This window comes from Paragemmobacter straminiformis, assembly GCF_014243445.1.
Lineage (GTDB): Bacteria > Pseudomonadota > Alphaproteobacteria > Rhodobacterales > Rhodobacteraceae > Paragemmobacter > Paragemmobacter straminiformis.
Map to the genome: position 1 here is coordinate 1 of NZ_JACLQD010000006.1, position 17567 is coordinate 17567.

17 protein-coding genes are annotated in these 17567 nt (G+C 65.1%); 3 read left to right on the forward strand and 14 right to left on the reverse strand.

What is annotated here, in order from left to right:
- The 5 genes from H7F16_RS17500 to H7F16_RS17520 form a co-directional block, all read right to left on the reverse strand.
- Positions 1-400: electron transfer flavoprotein subunit beta/FixA family protein (locus H7F16_RS17500; protein WP_185798551.1), on the reverse strand; the 400-nt coding region annotated here is incomplete at its 3' end.
- Between the two features lie 19 nt (positions 401-419).
- A complete protein-coding gene (locus tag H7F16_RS17505; RefSeq protein ID WP_185798936.1) occupies positions 420-1265 on the reverse strand; it encodes a TIM barrel protein in 846 nt (281 codons plus the stop codon).
- A 1-nt stretch (position 1266) separates the two neighbouring features.
- Positions 1267-2415 carry a dihydrodipicolinate synthase family protein gene (locus H7F16_RS17510; RefSeq protein WP_185798937.1) on the reverse strand — a complete coding sequence of 383 codons (1149 nt, stop codon included), beginning with the start codon at positions 2413-2415 and terminating at the stop codon, positions 1267-1269.
- A gap of 12 nt (positions 2416-2427) precedes the next feature.
- A complete protein-coding gene (locus tag H7F16_RS17515) occupies positions 2428-3195 on the reverse strand; it encodes a 3-ketoacyl-ACP reductase (RefSeq protein WP_185798938.1) in 768 nt (255 codons plus the stop codon).
- On the reverse strand, positions 3192-4334 hold the full coding sequence (locus tag H7F16_RS17520) for an acyl-CoA dehydrogenase family protein (protein WP_185798939.1): 1143 nt from the start codon (positions 4332-4334) through the stop codon (positions 3192-3194). The genes H7F16_RS17515 and H7F16_RS17520 overlap by 4 nt, the downstream gene beginning before the upstream one ends.
- A 153-nt stretch (positions 4335-4487) precedes the next feature.
- On the opposite strand from H7F16_RS17520, the gene H7F16_RS17525 reads away from it, so the two are divergent.
- Positions 4488-5504 (forward strand): aldo/keto reductase, encoded by a 1017-nt coding sequence (locus H7F16_RS17525; protein ID WP_185798940.1) that lies wholly within the window; start codon positions 4488-4490, stop codon positions 5502-5504.
- Entirely contained in the window at positions 5501-5956 is a 456-nt protein-coding gene (locus H7F16_RS17530) for a MaoC family dehydratase (protein WP_185798941.1), read from the forward strand. The genes H7F16_RS17525 and H7F16_RS17530 overlap by 4 nt, the downstream gene beginning before the upstream one ends.
- Before the next feature lie 2 nt (positions 5957-5958).
- Here the strand turns inward: H7F16_RS17530 and H7F16_RS17535 are convergent, their stop codons facing one another.
- The 4 genes from H7F16_RS17535 to H7F16_RS17550 all read right to left on the reverse strand — a co-directional run bounded on the left by H7F16_RS17535 (position 5959) and on the right by H7F16_RS17550 (position 9879).
- Entirely contained in the window at positions 5959-7152 is a 1194-nt protein-coding gene (locus tag H7F16_RS17535; RefSeq protein WP_206682618.1) for a glycerate kinase type-2 family protein, read from the reverse strand.
- A 62-nt stretch (positions 7153-7214) separates the two neighbouring features.
- On the reverse strand, positions 7215-7526 hold the full coding sequence (locus H7F16_RS17540; protein WP_185798943.1) for a Dabb family protein: 312 nt from the start codon (positions 7524-7526) through the stop codon (positions 7215-7217).
- On the reverse strand, positions 7523-8311 hold the full coding sequence (locus H7F16_RS17545; protein WP_185798944.1) for an enoyl-CoA hydratase-related protein: 789 nt from the start codon (positions 8309-8311) through the stop codon (positions 7523-7525). Before H7F16_RS17545 ends, H7F16_RS17540 begins: the two co-directional genes overlap by 4 nt.
- Positions 8308-9879: an acyl CoA:acetate/3-ketoacid CoA transferase gene (locus H7F16_RS17550; RefSeq protein WP_185798945.1), complete on the reverse strand. Its 1572-nt coding sequence runs from the start codon at positions 9877-9879 to the stop codon at positions 8308-8310. Before H7F16_RS17550 ends, H7F16_RS17545 begins: the two co-directional genes overlap by 4 nt.
- 136 nt (positions 9880-10015) lie before the next feature.
- Between H7F16_RS17550 and H7F16_RS17555 the strand changes: the two genes are divergently transcribed.
- The gene (locus H7F16_RS17555) at positions 10016-10834 is read left to right on the forward strand and encodes an aldo/keto reductase (RefSeq protein ID WP_185798946.1); all 819 of its coding nucleotides are present in this window, start codon (positions 10016-10018) and stop codon (positions 10832-10834) included.
- Between the two features lie 55 nt (positions 10835-10889).
- Here the strand turns inward: H7F16_RS17555 and H7F16_RS17560 are convergent, their stop codons facing one another.
- From H7F16_RS17560 to H7F16_RS17580, 5 genes are all read right to left on the reverse strand, one after another.
- Positions 10890-12494, reverse strand: coding sequence for a GMC family oxidoreductase (locus H7F16_RS17560; RefSeq protein WP_185798947.1), 1605 nt, complete (start codon positions 12492-12494; stop codon positions 10890-10892).
- A 1-nt stretch (position 12495) separates the two neighbouring features.
- Positions 12496-13992, reverse strand: a complete 1497-nt coding sequence (locus H7F16_RS17565; RefSeq protein ID WP_185798948.1) for an aldehyde dehydrogenase family protein — start codon at positions 13990-13992, stop codon at positions 12496-12498.
- An 83-nt stretch (positions 13993-14075) separates the two neighbouring features.
- Positions 14076-15107 carry a zinc-dependent alcohol dehydrogenase gene (locus H7F16_RS17570; RefSeq protein WP_185798949.1) on the reverse strand — a complete coding sequence of 344 codons (1032 nt, stop codon included), beginning with the start codon at positions 15105-15107 and terminating at the stop codon, positions 14076-14078.
- A 1-nt stretch (position 15108) separates the two neighbouring features.
- Positions 15109-16050: an ABC transporter permease gene (locus tag H7F16_RS17575; protein ID WP_185798950.1), complete on the reverse strand. Its 942-nt coding sequence runs from the start codon at positions 16048-16050 to the stop codon at positions 15109-15111.
- Between the two features lie 11 nt (positions 16051-16061).
- A complete protein-coding gene (locus tag H7F16_RS17580; protein ID WP_185798951.1) occupies positions 16062-17567 on the reverse strand; it encodes a sugar ABC transporter ATP-binding protein in 1506 nt (501 codons plus the stop codon).

The following is a 17567-nucleotide window of genomic DNA, read 5'->3' on the forward strand; positions in this document are numbered from 1 at the left end:
TCTGCCCCGTGGCGTTCATGTCATTGTCGATGGCCTGCTTGCCGCAAAGCACCAGACCCGGACCCTCTTCCTTGACCACGGCCGCCAGCAGCTTGGCCACGGAAAGGGGTTCGATGTCGGTATGCACATCGGCAGCCGCTTCGATCAGGATCGCACGGTCGGCACCCATCGCCAGCGCGGTGCGCAGCGTCTCCTGGCTTTGCTTCACGCCGATCGAGACGACCACGACCTCGGTCGCAATCCCCTTCTCGCGCAGACGGATCGCCTCTTCCACGGCAATCTCGTCAAAGGGGTTCATCGACATCTTCACATTCGCCAGATCGACCCCCGATCCGTCCGCCTTCACACGGACCTTCACGTTGTAGTCGATCACCCGTTTGACAGGCACCAGAACCTTCATGCGGAAATCTCCAGATTGGTCAGCAATAGCGGCGGAAGCGGTCCACGATCACATCCAGCACCTCGGCCGGATCGCGCTTCCACCAATCCTCGGCCGAGAAAACCTCGACCTCGCAAAGGCCCGTGTAGCCGGCCCCGTCCTCGACCGCCTGACGGATCGCGCGCAGATCGGCCACGCCATCGCCCATCATGCCCCGGTCGAGCAGCATGTGGCGCGTGGTCTCAAGCCAGTCGCAGAGGTGATAGCCCAGCACCCTGCCCCGTGCAGCGGTAAGGCTTTCGGCCAGCGTCCGGTCCCACCAGACATGATAGACATCGACCGCAATGCCCACATTCGGGGCCGCCACGCTGTCGGCCACGGCAAGCGCGTCGGCTACGGTGAAAATGCAGGTGCGATTGCCGCCGAACATCGGGTTTAGCGGTTCGAGGGCCAGCGACACACCCGCCGCCGCCGCAAGCGGCGCGGCTTCGGCCACCCGTTCGGCCAGACGTTTCTGCGTTTCGATCACGCCCTTGGTTCCCGGTTCGGTCCCGCCCGTGACGATGGTCAGAACCGGTGCGCCAAGGTCGGCCGCCATGCCGATCGAGGCCCGCAGATCGTCGCCACGCGGGGCATCCGACCCCACAAGATAGGGCGTACGGCACAGACCCGCGACCTGCAGTCCGGCCGCGCGCACACGATCGCCGATCTCGACTGCGCGCTGCCCGATCTCGCGCCGCCAAAAGACGATGCCGCCATAGCCGCGCGCGGCGCAGGCGTCGATGACACGTTCGGGCGACCACCCGGCCCCTGCGCCGTCCAAGTTGTGGCCCAAGCTTGCAGTGTTCAGCGCAAGGGCCGAGTGGTCATCCGTGAAGTCCCTCACATCACACCCCGTAGAGCGCGAGGAGTTTCTTCATCCGCTCCACCGCAAGCCCGGGCTGGCGCAAAAGACCCGCGCCATCCGCCAGCCGGAACACTTCGGTGAAATAGGGAAGCGGGCGCATCGCCTGCGCGCCGTTCAGCATGACGAAATGGTCTTGAAAGCCATTCAGCCAGGCCAGGAACACCACGCCCGTCTTGTAATATTGCGTGGGCGCGCGGAAGATCAGGCGCGCCAGCGGGACGGTCGGGTCCAGCGTCGCACGGAACCCCGCCGCATCGCCCTTGCCCAGCAGGCCGACGGCATGGGCAGCAGCCGGGGCAAGCGGGTCGAAGATGCCCAGCAGCGCGTGGCTGAAGCCCTGCGCATCGCCTTCGATCAGTTCGGGATAGTTGAAATCGTCGCCCGTATACATCTTCACGCCTGCGGGCAGGCGGCGGCGCATGGCGATTTCCTTGTCCTTGTCCAGCAGGCTGATCTTGATTCCGTCCACCTTCGAGCGGTTGCGCTCGATCACATCCAGCGCGGTTTCAAGCGCGTCCTCGAACCCGCGGCCGCCCCAGTATCCGGCCAGTTGCGGATCGAACATCTCGCCCAGCCAGTGCAGGATCACCGGCCGGTCGCAGGCGCCCAGCACGCGGTCATAGACATGCAGGTAATCCGCCGGCCCCCTGGCCACGCGGGCAAGCGCCCGGCTGGCCATCAGGATGATGCGGGCATCCAGCTTCTGGATCGCATCGACCTGTTCCAGATAGGCGCGGATCACATCGTCCAGACTCCGGGCATCGGCAGGGTCGAGGTGGTCGGTGCCGCAGCCATTGGCCACCAGCGCATCCGGCACCTCCGACCGCGTGCGGCGGATCAGTTCCAGCGCCCCCTGCCAATCAAGACCCATGCCGCGCTGCGCGGTGTCCATCGCCTCGGCGATGCCAAGCCCCAGACCGGCAAGGTAGCGGCGAAAGTCCATCGTGCGGTCCCAATCCACCGTCGCCCGCCCCGAAGGATCGTTGCCGGTGAAGGGATCGGCCACGACATGGGCCGCCGAATAGACCGTGCGAAGGGCATTGGCCGAAAGCTTCCCCTCGGGCAGAGGTGTTCCGGTCAGGCTATAGTCCGCAAGGCGGCCTTGCGCGTCGGGAAGGGCGATCTTCATGGCACGGACCTTTCAGAAGCGGGGAACCAGCATTCCGGCATCCGCCGAAATCGCCTGACCCGTGGTGTAGGGAAGTTTGCCCGAGGCAAGCGCGGCGATGATCGCGCCCATATCCTCGGGCTGGCCGACGCGGGGGAAAAGGGTCAGCCCCTCGGCGGCGCGCTTGGCATACATCTCGATGACGGGAGCTGTCATGTCGGTGGCGATCAGGCCGGGCTGGACATCATAGACGGCGATGTTCTCGCCCCCCAGACGCACGGCCAAAGCCTTCGACACCATCGCAGCGGCGGCCTTGCTCGCACAATATTCGGCGCGCTGGACCGCCACGGCCACGGCATTGGACGAGGTGACGTTGACGATTGCGTGGAACAGCGCCGCAGGCCGGTCGCGCGCCAACAGGCGGCGCGCAAAGGCCTGCGACAGGAAGAACATCGCCTTGGTGTTGACAGTCAGGCAACGGTCCCAGCTTTCCTCGGACACGTCGAGCAGGTCACCGCGTTTCAGAACGCCGACGCCCGCGTTGTTGACCAACGTCGTCAGCGGGCCAAGCGCGGCTTCGATCCGGGCCAGCTCGGCCTCGTGGCGCGTCAGATCGGAAACGTCGAAGGCGGCCGCGACCACTGGCGCGCCAAGCGCCGCGATCCGGTCCACGGCACGGGACAGCTCCCCATCCGCGACAGGCCCGTTGATCGCGATGGCGAACCCTTCGCGGGCCAGCGCCTCGGCTGCGGCCAGCCCGATTCCGCGCGACGATCCGGTGACAAGTGCAACCTGCCTCATGCCCGCGCGCCCTTCTTCAACAGCTCGCGCGCGATGATCATGCGCTGGATCTGGTTGGTGCCTTCGTAGATCTGGCAGATCTTCGCATCACGGTAGAGCCGCTCCACCTCGAACCCGCGGATATAGCCCGACCCGCCGAACACCTGCACCGCATCCGCCGTGCGGGCGACGGCCATATCTCCGGCAAAGCACTTGGCCATCGAACAGGCCTTGGTGGCATCCTGCCCGCGGTCAATCTTGCTTGCCGCCGAATGGACCAGAAGGCGCGCGGCTTCGATGTCCTTGGCCATATCGGCCAGCAGCCATTGCACGCCCTGAAACTCGGCGATCTGCTTGCCGAACTGCTTGCGCGTGCCGGCATAATCCACCGCCGCCTCAAGCCCCGCCTGCGCGATACCCACGGCCAATGCCGCGATACCCACGCGGCCCTTGTCCAGCACGCTCATCATCATGTGAAAGCCGCGCCCGGCCTCGCCCAGCAGCGCATCGCGACCAAGACGCACATCCGAGAAGGTCAGCGCCCCGACCTGACTGGCCCGTTGGCCCATCTTGTGTTCCTTGGGTCCGCGCTCCACCCCCGCCGCGTGCAGATCGACGATGAAGATCGACATGCCACGGTTGCCCGCCTCCTTGTCGGTGCGGGCAAGGACAAAGCCGACATCGGCCACAGGGGCGTTGTGGATCCAGATCTTGCCGCCGTTCAGCCGCCAGCCGTCACCGTCCTGTTCGGCGGTGGTGCGGATGCCCGACACATCCGTCCCCGCCTCGGGTTCGGTGATGCAATAGGCCACCCTCGAACGCATCGACAGCACCTCGGGCAGCATCTTGCGCTGCGTGTCGGTGCCGTGCCGCACCAGAAGCGAGGAAATGAGTTCGACCAATCCGCATTGGTCGGCCACGCTGGCATAGCCGCGCGACAGTTCTTCCATCACCACGGCATAGGTCAGCGTATCGAAACCCGGGCCGCCCATCGCCTCGGGCACGCCGATGCCGAAAAGGCCAAGCTTTGCCATCTCGTCATAGATCTCGGACGGAAAGCGTTCGTCGCGGTCCAGCGCCTCGGCGGCGGGGCGGATCACCTCGTCGGCAAAGGCGCGGGCCATATCCCGAACCTGCTCCTGCATCTCGCTCAGATACATGGCGTCATCTTCCAGTTAGTAACTATCCAGTTACATAAACGGCAGGAAAGCGACCGGTCAAGCCCATTCTTGCGGCGTACGTCGGCTTTTCCCTTGCAGGCGGGCGGCAAGACTGCCAACAATGCACCAAACGGTTACTTACGGGAGGCTCGCATGACACCTGACACCAAGCGGAAATTCGGTCGCGTCGATCTGGATGTGACCGCCTTTGCCTTCGGCACAGCGCCCGTCGGCAACATCTTCGCCGAAATCGACGAGGAAACCTCGGCCGCGATGTTCGAAACCTCGTGGCAGGCGGGGATAAGGTTCTATGACACCGCCCCCATGTATGGCCACGGCCTCTCCGAAATCCGGACAGGTCAGGCGCTGCGCTGGAAAAACCGCGACGATTTCGTTCTGTCGTCAAAGGTCGGACGGGTCCTGCATCCGGCGAAACGCGAATCGATCGACTTTGCCCCTTGGGTCAACGCGGCCCCCTTCACGATGGAGTTCGACTACAGCTACGACGGAACCATGCGCTCCGTGCAAGACAGCCTCCAGCGCATGGCGCTTGAACGGATGGACATCGTCTTTATCCATGACATCGACGTTTTCACCCGTGGAAAGGACCAGCCCGAAGTCTTCCGGCAGGCGATGGACGGCTGCTACCGCGCGCTCGACGACCTGCGCTCGCAGGGGGTGGTCAAGGCAATCGGCGTCGGCGTCAACGAATGGGAAGTCTGCCACGAGGCCCTGAAACAGCGCGATTTCGACTGCTTCCTTCTGGCGGGGCGCTACACCTTGCTGGAACAGGATTCGCTCAACGAATTCCTGCCGCTCTGCGAAAAGCGCGGGGCGGCTGTCCTTGTGGGCGGCGGGTTCAATTCGGGCATCCTTGCCACCGGTGCCAAGCCGGGGGCCAAATACAACTACGCCCCGGCACCCGCCCCCATCATGGACAAGGTCGCGAAGATCGAGGCGGTCTGCGCCGAATACAACGTGCCCCTGCCCGCCGCCGCCCTGCAATTCGTCGTGGCCCATCCGGCGGTGCCCTCGTTCTGCGCAGGCACGCGCACCGTGGCCCAGCTGAAGCAGAACCTTGCATGGTTCAGCCATCCCATCCCCTCCGCCTTCTGGGCCGCGCTGAAATCGCGCGGCCTCCTGCGCGAGGATGCGCCGGTTCCGGCATGAAAGGGCGCAGCCTGCCCGCCGGACACTACGGCCACAGCGCCTTGCACATCGGCGACCGGATCGAAACCGGTCGCACCGTGGTCGAAGCCACGGCGATCGACCGCTTTGCCGATCTGTCCGGCGACCGCTTCGCCCTGCACATGGATGATGCGGCGGCACGCGCACTCGGCTTTCCGCGCCGTGTCGCGCACGGGCTCTTGGTGCTGTCGCTGATCGACGGGCTGAAAAATCAGGCCGGCGCACAGCTGCGCGCGGTGGCCTCGCTTGGCTGGGACATCCGGTTCAGCGCGCCGGTTCTGGCCGGCGATGAATTGCAGGCGACCTTCACCATCGCCTCGAAAAGGACCGCCCGCGACGGCGGTCGGGCCATCGTCGAACTGGCGGTCGAAGCCCGCAACCAGACAGGGCAGATCGTGCAGAAGGGCAGCACCACGCTGATGATGCTGCCCTGAACCTAGCGGATCAGGAAGGCGCGGAAATCGTTCACATTCGTGCCGGTCGGTCCCGGTGTGAACAGGTCGCCAAGCGCCTCGAATGCCGTGAAGGCATCGTTTCCGGCCAGCAGCGCCGCCGGATCGCGCCCAAGGGTGCGCAGCCGTGCCGCGCTCTCGCCGGTGGCAAAGGCGCCGGCATTGTCCTCGGACCCGTCGATCCCGTCCGTGTCGGCGGCAAGTGCCGCAAAGGGCACCCCTTCGGCCGCCAGGGCCGCGGCAAGCAGGAATTCGCTGTTGCGCCCGCCCCGCCCCTTGGCCCGCAGTGTGACCGTCGTTTCCCCGCCCGACAGCATCACCACGGGGCGCGCAAAAGGACGGTCGCGCGATGCCACCTCGCGCACCAGTGCCGCATGGACACGGCCCACATCGCGCGCCTCGCCCTCGATGGCATCCGACAGGATCACCGCCGGAACCCCCTTCGCCGCTGCCGCCTGCGCTGCCGCCTCAAGCGACAGGCGGGCCGAGGCAATGACGCGGACCTCGTTGCGCGCAAAGACCGGATCGCGCGGGTCCGGGGCGGGGCCCGCCTCACCCGCCAGCCAGTCTGCGATGCGGGGCGGCAGTCCGATCCGCCAGCTTTGCGCCAGCGCCCGCGCCTCAGCGCGCGTAACGGCATCCGGCACGGTCGGACCACTTGCCACCTGCGCCGGATCATCCCCCGGCACATCCGAAACGACCAGCGAGACGACGCGCGCCGGAAAGCATGCCGCAGCCAGACGCCCGCCCTTGATGCCGGAAACCTGCTTGCGGATCGCGTTCATCACGGAAATCGGCGCGCCCGAGGCCAGCAGCGCGCGGTTCAGCGCGGCTTCATCGTCCAGCGTCAGATCGCCGGGCGGACAGGGCAGCAACGCCGATCCGCCCCCGCAGACCAAAGCCACGACAAGATCGTCGGGGCCAAGGCCGCGCACCGCATCGAACAGCGCAGCCGAGGCGGCACGTCCCGCCGCATCCGGCACGGGATGCGCGGCCTCAAGCACGCGGATACGCGCTGTGGGGCAGGCATAGCCGTAGCGCGTGACGACCACGCCTTCCAACGGCCCCTGCCAAAGGCGCTCGAAGGCCGCTGCAAGCTGCGCGGCCCCCTTCCCTGCCCCGATGACGATGGTCCTGCCCTTCGGCCGTTCCGGCAGATGCGCCGCAAGGGCGCGCATCGGGTCGGCAGCCGCAACGGCCGTTGCGAAAAGTGATGCCAGAAAAGACCTGTCCTCCGGCGTCACAGCGCAACGTCCGCGACGAAGACCCCGTCGATGCCCCCGTCCAGCTCGGCCACGATCCGCGCGCCCACAGCCTTGTGCGCCGGATCGTCCAGATAGGTGTCACGCACGGCAACATCGCGGAAATCGAACCAGAAAACATCGTCGAACCCGCGCACGAGCGGCGTTTCAACCGAGACATTGTCGAAATGCCGGAAATCGAGGATGCCGTCGATATGGTCCGAAAGCCCCGCCAGATCGCGGTAAAGCGCCAGTTTGGTCGCAACCGGCGTTCCCGTCCGGAAACGCAAAGCGACGATATGGCGGATCATTCGGTGTCCCTCCGTGCTGAAAACCTTGGTTTGCGCTTTTCGCGAAAGGCCGCCAGCCCCTCGGCAAGGTCGGTCGAAGCGGCGGCGATGGAACCGGCCAGCGCCTCGATCACGCGCTCGCGTTCTTCGCCCTCGGCGGCGTTTATCATCATCTTGGCAAGCTCCGTGGCGCGCGGCGACCTTGCGCCCAGACGCTCCGCCACCCCCAGGGCTGCGGCATGGCCCTCTCCCGTCGGGACGACCTGATCGACCAGGCCCAGACGCAGCGCCTCGTCGGCCAGAAACACCTCGCCCATCAGCGCCATGCGGCGCACCACCTGCGGCCCGAAGCGGCGCACCGCCCGTTGCGTTCCCGACCAGCCGGGAATGATGCCAAGGCCGGTTTCGGGCTGGCCGATCTTCACATGCGCCTCGGCGATGCGCAGATCGGCGCAGGCGGCCAGCTCCAGCCCCCCGCCCAGACAATGCCCGTCCAGCACGGCAATCACCGGCTGGGCCAGCCGCGCCAGCGCGTCAAAGGCGGCGTGGCCGTCACGCACCCAGTGACGCCCGAAGTCCTCGGGGCTCCACCCCGACCAAGCGGCGATATCCCCGCCCGCGCAAAAGGATTTGCCCCCCTCGCCGCCAAGGATCACGACAAAGGCGTCAGACCGCTCGATCCGGCGGCACAGCGGCAAAAGCGCATCGACCATCGCCGCGTCCAGCGCGTTCAGCTTGTCGGCGTGGCGGATCGTCAGACGCGCGATACCCTCGGCGATCGAAAGATCAACTCGCGGGTCCGTCACAGCTCAAGCCCCATCGGTTCGGGCTGGAACAGCCGCCCCTCCATCAGCCGCAATTCGGGCGACACCATGAGCGGCGTAGCCGCCTGATCCAGCACATCGCGTTGCAGGTCCAGTCCGGGGGCGATTTCGGTCACCATCAACCCCTGCTCCACAAGCCGGATCACGCAGCGTTCGGTGACATAGGTGATGTCCTGCCCCTGCATCCGCGCCCGCCGCCCCGAAAAGCTGACCTGATCGACCTTCGGCACGATCTTGGCAATCTTGCCCTCCTTGTCGATCACCAGCCTGCCATCCTCGATCCGCATCTTGGCCCCGGCATTGAAATTGCCGCTGAAGACGATCTTCTTCGCCCGCGCCGTGATGTCGACAAACCCGCCCGCACCCGCCGTGCGGTGCGGCGTGGCCGACAGGCGGCTGACATTGACCGAACCTTCGGCATCGATCTCGAGAAAGGACAGCAGCGAACAGTCGAACCCGCCCGCCTGAAAATAGATGAACTGGTGCGGCGAGGCGACGAAAGCCTCGGCATTCGCGGCACAGCCGAATTTGAAGTCCAGCAGCGGCACGCCCCCCACGGCCCCCTGTTCGATGACCCATGTCACCTTGCCGTGGTGGCCCTCCTCAAGCAGCACGCGCGGAACGTTGGCCGATATGCCGAAGCCGATGTTCACCGCCCAGCCGGCCCGCATCTCCATCGCCACACGGCGCGCGATGACCTTCGAGACGTTGAACTCAGGCACGCGGAAACTGTGCAGCGGCCGGAACAGCTCGCCCGAGATGGCCGGATCATAGGCCGTCGCCGTTGTCTGCAACTGATCCGGCGCCTCGACGATCACATCGACCAGAATGCCCGGAACGCGCACATCATGCGGCTTCAGCGTCCCCTGCGCGGCAACGCGCCGGACCTGGGCGATGACGATGCCACCGGAATTGCGCGCGGCAAGCGCCATCTCCATCGCGCCAAGCGTGGCCCCCTCCTGCTCGAAGGTCAGGTTGCCGTTCTCGTCCGCCGTGCTGGCACGGATGATCGCCACATCGGGCTGGATCGCGGGAAAATGCAGCCAGGTCTCACCGTCGAATTCCACTCTGCGCACCAGCGGGCTGTTGCGCGCGGTCCGGTTCATCGCGCAGCCATCCTGTTCGGGGTCCACGAACGTATCCATCCCGACCTTGGTCAGCACGCCGGGGCGCTTGGCCGCCCCTTCGCGCAACATGTCAAAGACGATCCCCGACGGCACGTTCCACGCCGCGACATCCTCGGCAAGGATACGCTGCCAGATCAACGGCGGTTCGGCATTCGTCGGGCCCGACGGATAGGACCCGCCGATGATTCGACGGATCATCCCCTTGTGCGCCAGATGGTCCACGCCCTTGGTGCCGAACATGTCACCCGCCGCGATCGGGTGAATCGTCGTCAGGTCGCGCGGCGCCCCTTCGGCAAGGAAGCGTTCGCCAAGGGCTTTCAGCACATCATCGGGGCAAAGCAGCCCCGAGGACGAGTTCACCGCAACCGTCGCCCCATCTGCGACAAGACGCGCCGCCTCGGCGGCAGACTTCACTTTCGACACGGGGCTCTCCTTCCACGGTTGGCAATAAGTAACTAACCGGTTATAACGATAACGAGGATCGGGACGGAAGATCAAGCGTCAAAATGCACGGATTCCGCCTGTTTTGGCTGCAAGCGTCAGGGAAGGACAAAAGCCCATGAACATAACGTTCCAGAAAAACCACCAACGCGCCTTCGGCACGTTCCCCCTCAAGGGCGAAGTGCTGCGGACCGCAATCGAGGCCGCCATTTCGGCAGGCTATCGCGCCTTCGACACCGCGCAGATGTATGGCAACGAGGCCGATACGGGCGCGGCCCTCGCCGAAAGCGGAATTGCCCGCGACGATCTGTGCATCACGACCAAGGTGGGGATCGAGAACTTCACCGAAGCCACTTTCCTTCCGTCGGTCGAGGCATCGCTCAAGGCGCTCAGGATCAGCCGGGCCGACATCCTGCTCCTGCATTGGCCCACGCCGGGCGGCGACATCGCGGGGTCGCTGCGCCTGCTGCAAATGGCCCATGACCGCGGCCTTGCCCGTCACATCGGCATTTCCAACTACACCGCCGCCATGATGCGGCAGGCCCGCGCCATCGTCGACGCTCCGCTGGTGACAAACCAGGTCGAATTCCACCCGCTTCTCGACCAGTCGAAACTGCTTGCGGCAGCGGACGAGACGGGAATTCCCCTCTCCTCCTACTGCTCGGTCGCGCGGGGCGAGGTGTTCAAATACCCGCTCTTTGCCGAAATCGGGGCGGGCTACGGGAAATCAGCCGCCCAGACCGTCCTGCGCTGGATCCTGCAAAAGGGCGTTCCGATCAACACCATGTCCACCAAGCCCGAAAACATCCGCGCCAATTACGAGGTGATGGATTTCACCCTCTCCTCCATCGACATGGGCCGGATCGACCGGCTGATGTCCACGGGCTACCGGATCGTCGGCAAGAACCTCGTGCCCTACGCGCCCGACTTCGACTGAACGAAGAGGGGCGGCCTTTCGGGCCGCCCCAGTCGCGCGTCAGCCGGGAGGAGGCCTAACGGTTGCCGCGGATCAGGTCCGCAGCCCGTTCGCCGATCATGATCGACGGCGCGTTTGTGTTCGATCCGATCAGCGACGGCATGACCGAACTGTCGCAAATCCGCAGCCCGTCCACGCCGCGCACGCGAAGTTGCGGGTCCACGACCGCCATCTCGTCCTTGCCCATCTTGCAGGTGCAGGTCGGATGATAGGATGTCCGGCCATATTGGCGCGCATAGGCCTCATAGTCGGCCTGCGTGCGGATGGTGTTGTCGGGGAAGCGGATGTCCTTGATGTATTTCTGCAAGGAAGGCTGGCTGAAGATCTCGCGGCTGATCTTCACCCCTTCGACCGAAATCCGCAGGTCATCGGGGTGGCCAAGGAAATTGGGGTCCACCACCGGCGCGGCCTTGGGATCGGCCGAACGCAGCGTAACCGACCCGCGCGCCTTGGGCCGCAGGGTATAGCTGTTGAGCGTGATGCCTGACGACCCTTTCGGCACGCTTGGCACACCGGCTTCGGCCCCGGCCCCGCACAGGAAGTGGAACTGCAAATCGGGGTTCGCGCGCGACCCCTGCCCGTCGGCATACCAGAACGCCCCGCCCTCGACGACGTTGGACGTCACCGGACCCGAGTTGAACAGCGCATATTGCATCCCCGCCCAAAGCGCCCAATGCGGCCTGTTGTATTTGTCGAGGCTTTCGTGACCCTTCAACTCGGCCACGATGTCGATGCCGAAATGGTCATGCAGGTTCTGGCCGACACCGGGCAGGTCCTGCACGACCCGAATGCCGTGCCGGGCCAGATGCGCCGCAGGACCGATGCCCGACAGCATCATCAGCTTCGGGCTGCCGATGGCCCCCGAGGTCACGATCACCTCGGCCTCGGCCCGCGCGACCGTCACGGCACCGCCAACGGCATATTCGACGCCGACCGCCCGCTGCCCCTCGAAAACCACCCGCAGCACCAAGGCTCCGGTGACAACGGTCAGGTTCGCCCGCGCCATCGCCGGGCGCAGATAGCCGACCGCCGCCGAACAGCGACGGTTGCCGCGCGTGGTGGTCTGGTAGATGCCCGCCCCTTCTTGCCGTTCCCCGTTGAAATCGGGGTTGTAGGGCATCCCGAGTTCCTGACAGCTCTGCACGAAAGCACGGCTCAACGGGTTCGGGTCGGGAATGTTCGACACCCCCAGGGGGCCGTCCGTCCCGTGCCAGCCGCCCGACAGGATCGCGTTGCCTTCCGATCGCAGGAAGTACTTCTGTATATCCTTGAAGGCCCAGCCCTCCGCCCCCTCGTCCTCGGCCCAGCGGTCATAGTCCGACGGGTGGCCACGCGTGAAGATCTCCGCGTTGATGGACGAGCCGCCCCCCAGAACCCGCGCCTGGGCATAGGGGATCTCGCGCATGTTGGCATGTTTCTGCGGCGCGGTAACAAGACCCCATGTCAGCGGCCCCGTGGTCATCTTGGCAAAGCCCACGGGCATGTGGATCAGCGGGTGGGAATCCTTCCCGCCTGCCTCGATCAGACAGACGCGCGCCGCAGGGTCTTCGGACAGGCGGGCGGCAAGAACGCATCCGGCCGAGCCGCCGCCGACGATGACATAATCGAACCCCTGCGCCATATCACTTGATCCAGTGGCTGCGCTTGCCGATCTCGACATGGACGGATTTCACCTGCGTGTATTCCTCCACCCCGTAGACGCCGGCCTCGCGCCCCCAGCCCGATTGCTTGAACCCGCCCAAGGGCATTTCCGGCCCTCCCGCCATAATGCAATTGACCCAGAACCGCCCCGCGCGCACCCGCCGCGACACGGTCAGGGCGGTGTCGATGTTCTTCGACCAGACACTGGCCGCAAGACCATAGACCGTATCGTTCGCAAGGCGGATCGCCTCGTCCGTCGTGTTAAAGGTGAACGACGACAGCACAGGCCCGAAGATTTCGTCCCGCGCAATCGCCATGTCCGGCGTGACACCCGAAAACAGCGTCGGCGCGATATAGCTGCCCCGACCAAGCTCGATCGCGGCACCGCCGGTCAGCACCTTGGCACCTTCGGCTTTGCCCTTGTCGATATAGGACAGGATCGTCTGGTTCTGCGCATCCGTCGTGATCGCACCGACCTGCGTCGCCTCGTCCAAAGGATCGCCCACGACGATCCGTTTCATCTTCGCGGCCAAGATCGCCTCGAACTCGGCAGCCACACGGCGGTCGACGATCAACCGGCTCGACGACACGCAGCACTGTCCCGTGTTGAAGCTGATCCCGAAGGCCGCGCCATCCGCCGCATCCTCGAGATCGGCATCGGCAAAGACGATGATCGGGTTCTTGCCACCCAGCTCCAGCCCGAGCTTCTTGAAATTGCTGTCAGCCGCCGCATGCACGACCGACCGTCCCACGCCCGTCGATCCGGTAAAGGACAGCATGTCCACATCCGGATGCTCGGTCAGCGCCTGCCCGATGGTGCGGCCCGAGCCGGTGACGACGTTGTAAACCCCTTTGGGCAAGCCCGCTTCCGCAAGAACCTCGCCAAGCATCAGGCTCGTGGCGCTGGTCACTTCCGAGGGTTTGACAACCATCGTGCAGCCCGAGGCAAGGATGAAAGGCACGCGCTCGCACAGGATCAGGAACGGAAAGTTCCACGGCGTGATCAGCCCGACCACCCCGACAGGTTCGCGCAGCACCATGCCGAACAGCCCGTCGCCAAGGCTGTTGAAACTGTCACCGTGCAAAAGCCGCGCGGCACCGGCACCCACTTCGAAACAGGCGATGCAATGGTCGATCTCGCCCCGCGCCTGCGCGATGGGCTTGCCGTTCTCGAGAACCTCCCAATAGGCGATCTCGTCGCGCCGGCGGCGCAGGATCTCGGCCGCCCGCAGCAGCACAGCCGCCCGCTCCGCCCCGGACAGGCCCGCCCAGCCGCGATCCTCAAAGGCGCGTCGCGCGGCGGCAACGGCGGCATCCAGATCGGCAACCGTGCATTTCGGCGTCAGCGTCACCGCCACGCCATGCCCCGGAGACGCCCGCTCGAACAGGGGACGCCCCCCCTCCCATGCTCCGTCGAGCCAGAAGCCGAACTCGCGCGGGGCTTGGGGAAGGCTGTGAAGTGTCGTGCGCTGGTCCATGAGCAATCTCCCTCGGGATTCGCATGTTGAAACGTTACAAATTGTGTAACTGATCGGTTACTTTAATGTCAACCATCCGCCTGTCAGGCGATGCGTATCTGCGTCTTGAGATCGGAAGGACGCTCGCCCAACGTGTCAAAGGCGGTCTGGATCTCGTCGAGCGCATAGGTCGCGCCGGTAAACGCCCCCGTGTGGAACCGTCCATGCGCCAGCAGGGTCAGGGCGTCATGCATATCCTCGCCCATGCCGGCCACGCTGCCCTTGAGACTGTTTTCCTCAAGCACCGTGCGCAGGATATCGACCGGCACGGTTTCCGCCGGACCCGTGATCCCGAAGAAAGCGACATGCCCGCCTTTGCGGATAAGCTCGAAGGCAAGCGCGTAAAGACGCGGCGAACCGACGCTTTCGATCACAAGATCGGCCCCGCGCCCGCCGGTGCGCGCCAGCACGTCCGCCTTCACCTGCGACGGATCGCTGACGGCGGCATCCGCTCCGGCCTCGAGTGCCATGCGGCAGCGGTCGCGGTTCAGGTCTGCCACGATGATGGGCGCGGCGCCGCACAGCCGCAGCATCTGCACATGCAGGTTCCCGATCGGACCGGCCCCCAGCACCACCGCCGACTGGCCAAAGCCGACCCTCGCCTTGCGGGCCGCGCGGACGACGCAGGCAACGGGTTCGACCAGCACCTGCAATTCGGCAGGCATCCCCTCGGGAACCGGAATGGCCAGACGGGCCGGAACCACGACATATTCGGCAAAGGCCCCGTCCCGCCCGATGCCGATCTGCGTCATCGTCGGACAGTTCAGCACCTCGTTCCGGCGACACCAGTAACAGGTGCCGCAGCCGATGTTGATGTCCGCGACGACGGCCTGCCCCTCGGTCAGGTGGCGCACATCCTGCCCGATCACCGCGACCGTGCCGCAGAATTCATGTCCCGGAACCAGCGGCAGCCGGTCGGCGGCATAATGGCCGTTGAAGATATGCACATCCGTGCCACAGACCCCGGTCCTTGTGACGCGGATCAGCACCTCGTCCCGCCCGACCGAAGGGATCTCGACGCGTTGCAACTCGAACCGCTTGGGTTCCACCAGAACGGCGGCCAGCATCTTGCCCATGTCACTTCACCGTGCGGAGTTTCGAGCGGTCGATGGTCAGCGCGATGGCTGCGATCAGCACCAGCCCGAAGACCATCTGCTGCTGGGTCGCCTGCACCCCGAAATACAGCATCGATGCCCGGATGACCGCCACGATCAGCGTGCCGATGGCCGTGTTCAGAACGCCCCCCACCCCACCTGTCAGCGGCGTGCCCCCCACCAGCACGGCCACGATGGCCGGCAGCAGGAAACCGTTGGCGATGGTCGGCGCGCCGCCCGACAGTTTCACGCTGAACAAAAGCCCCGCCACGGCGGCCAAGGCGCCCGAAATGGCAAAGGCCAGCATCTTGTAGCGCGTGACATTCAGCCCCGATGCCGCCGCCGCCATCTCGCCCGCCCCCACGGCCTTGAGCGCCCGCCCGAGCGTGGTGCGCCGCTCGATGAACAGGCACAGCGCCAGCAATCCGGCGGCGATGAACAACTCGTTGGGAATGATGCCCGTCCGCCCGATCATCCAGCCGAAAAGCGCGTTGCGCTGCTCGGCATCCATGTTCAGCGCACGGTTGCCCGACAGCCATTGCGCCACGGAAAAGCAGACCCCCCCGACAGCCAGCGTGGAAATGAACGACGGCACGAAAAGCCGTGTCGTCACGAACCCCGACAACAGCCCCAGACCGAAGCCGAGCAGCACGCACAGCACCGCGACCCACAGCCCAAGGCTTGCCAGATAGACCGAGGCGACAACGGTGATCATATTCGCCATCGACTGCGCCGACAGGTCGATGCCGCCGATGTAGATGGCAAAGGTCAGCCCCAGCGCCATGATGAACAGCGGCACGATGTCTCCGGCCAGTTCCAGAAGATTGGCCGGCTTCAGAAAGTTCGAATCCGTGATCCCGACAAAGACCACCAGCACGATCAGGGTGATCCACGGAAGATGCGGCTTGAGACGTTGCAGATCCATCTTGTTCCCCGTCAGATCATGTAATGCAAAAGGTCGAAAAGCGTGGGCTTCGCGCCCGGCAGGCAATCGAACCTTTGCTGGATGGCGCCGTCCTTCAGCACGATGATGCTGTGCGAAAGGCCGATGGCCTCCTCGAGCGTGTCGGCCACAAGGATCACGCCCACGCCGTCATCCGACATGTCGCGGATCATCTCGTAGACGTCCTCCTTGGCGCCGATATCAAGACCGCGCGTCGGATGGTCGAGCAGCATGATATCCGACCCGCCCGACCGCCACTTGGACAGCACCACCTTCTGCTGGTTCCCGCCCGAGAGGTTGCCGCAATCGGCAAGTTCCGAATGCGCCTTGATCGACAGTTTTGCGATCCAGTCCCGCGCAAGCGCCCGCTCCGCCGTCACATTCAGCACGCCCGCCCTGCTGTAGCGCCCCATCTGCGACAGGGTCATGTTCTCGAACACGTTCATCCCGGCCACGATGCCTTCGATCTTGCGTTCGCGCGGCACATAGCCGACCCCCGCCGAAACCGCCGCCTGCGGATTGAACGAGGCCACGGCCTGCCCCTTGATCTGCAGCGTCCCGGCAACCGGCGTCCGCATGCCATAGATCGTCCGCAAGATCGCCTCGCGCCCCGATCCCTCGGTGCCGACAAGACACAGCACCTCGCCCGCATGCAGCTTCAGGCTGATATCCTTGATCCGGCCGGGCAACGAGACGCCGTCCATCCGAAGCAGGACTTTCGATGCGTCATAGGGTTTCTGCCGCTGTTCGCGGTAGTATTCCCGATCGACGTTGCGCCCGACCATCTTGTGCTGGATCTGTTCGACCGTCGCCCCGCCCTGGGGGACCACATCGACAACCGCACCGTCCTTCATCACATAGATGCGGTCCGATAGCTGCATCACCTCGTCCATCCGGTGGCTGACGAAGATAAAGGACGCCCGCTTGGTCAGCTCGCGGACGATGGCGAAAAGCATCTTCACCTCGTCCTCGGCCAGAACGCTGGTCGGTTCGTCCAGCAAGATCACAAGATCGCCGTCCACCCGCTCTTCCAGCGTCAGCACCTTGGCAAGCTCCACCAGCTGGCGCTGCGCGAAAGACAGGGCCGAGGTGACGGTCGCAGGGTCGATATCCAGCTTCACCTTGGCAAGCTGCCTCGATGCGGCCGCAGACATGGCTTTCCAGTTGATGACACCAAGGCGGACGAACTGCTGTTCGTAGCCGAGAAAGATGTTCTCCATCACCGTCAGGTTCGGGATCAGCGACTGTTCCTGAAACACCATGCCGATGCCCTTTTCCATCGCCTGACGCGGGTTCTGGAACCGCACGGCCTTGCCGTCGATCATGACGGTGCCGCCATCGGGCTGATAGGCGCCGTAGATCACCTTCATCAGCGTGGACTTGCCGGCGCCGTTCTCGCCGACCAGCCCCACGATCTCGCCGCGCTTGATCTCGAAATCCACCGATTTCAGCGCATGGACGCCGGGAAACTTCTTCTCGACTGCCTTCAGTTGATACAT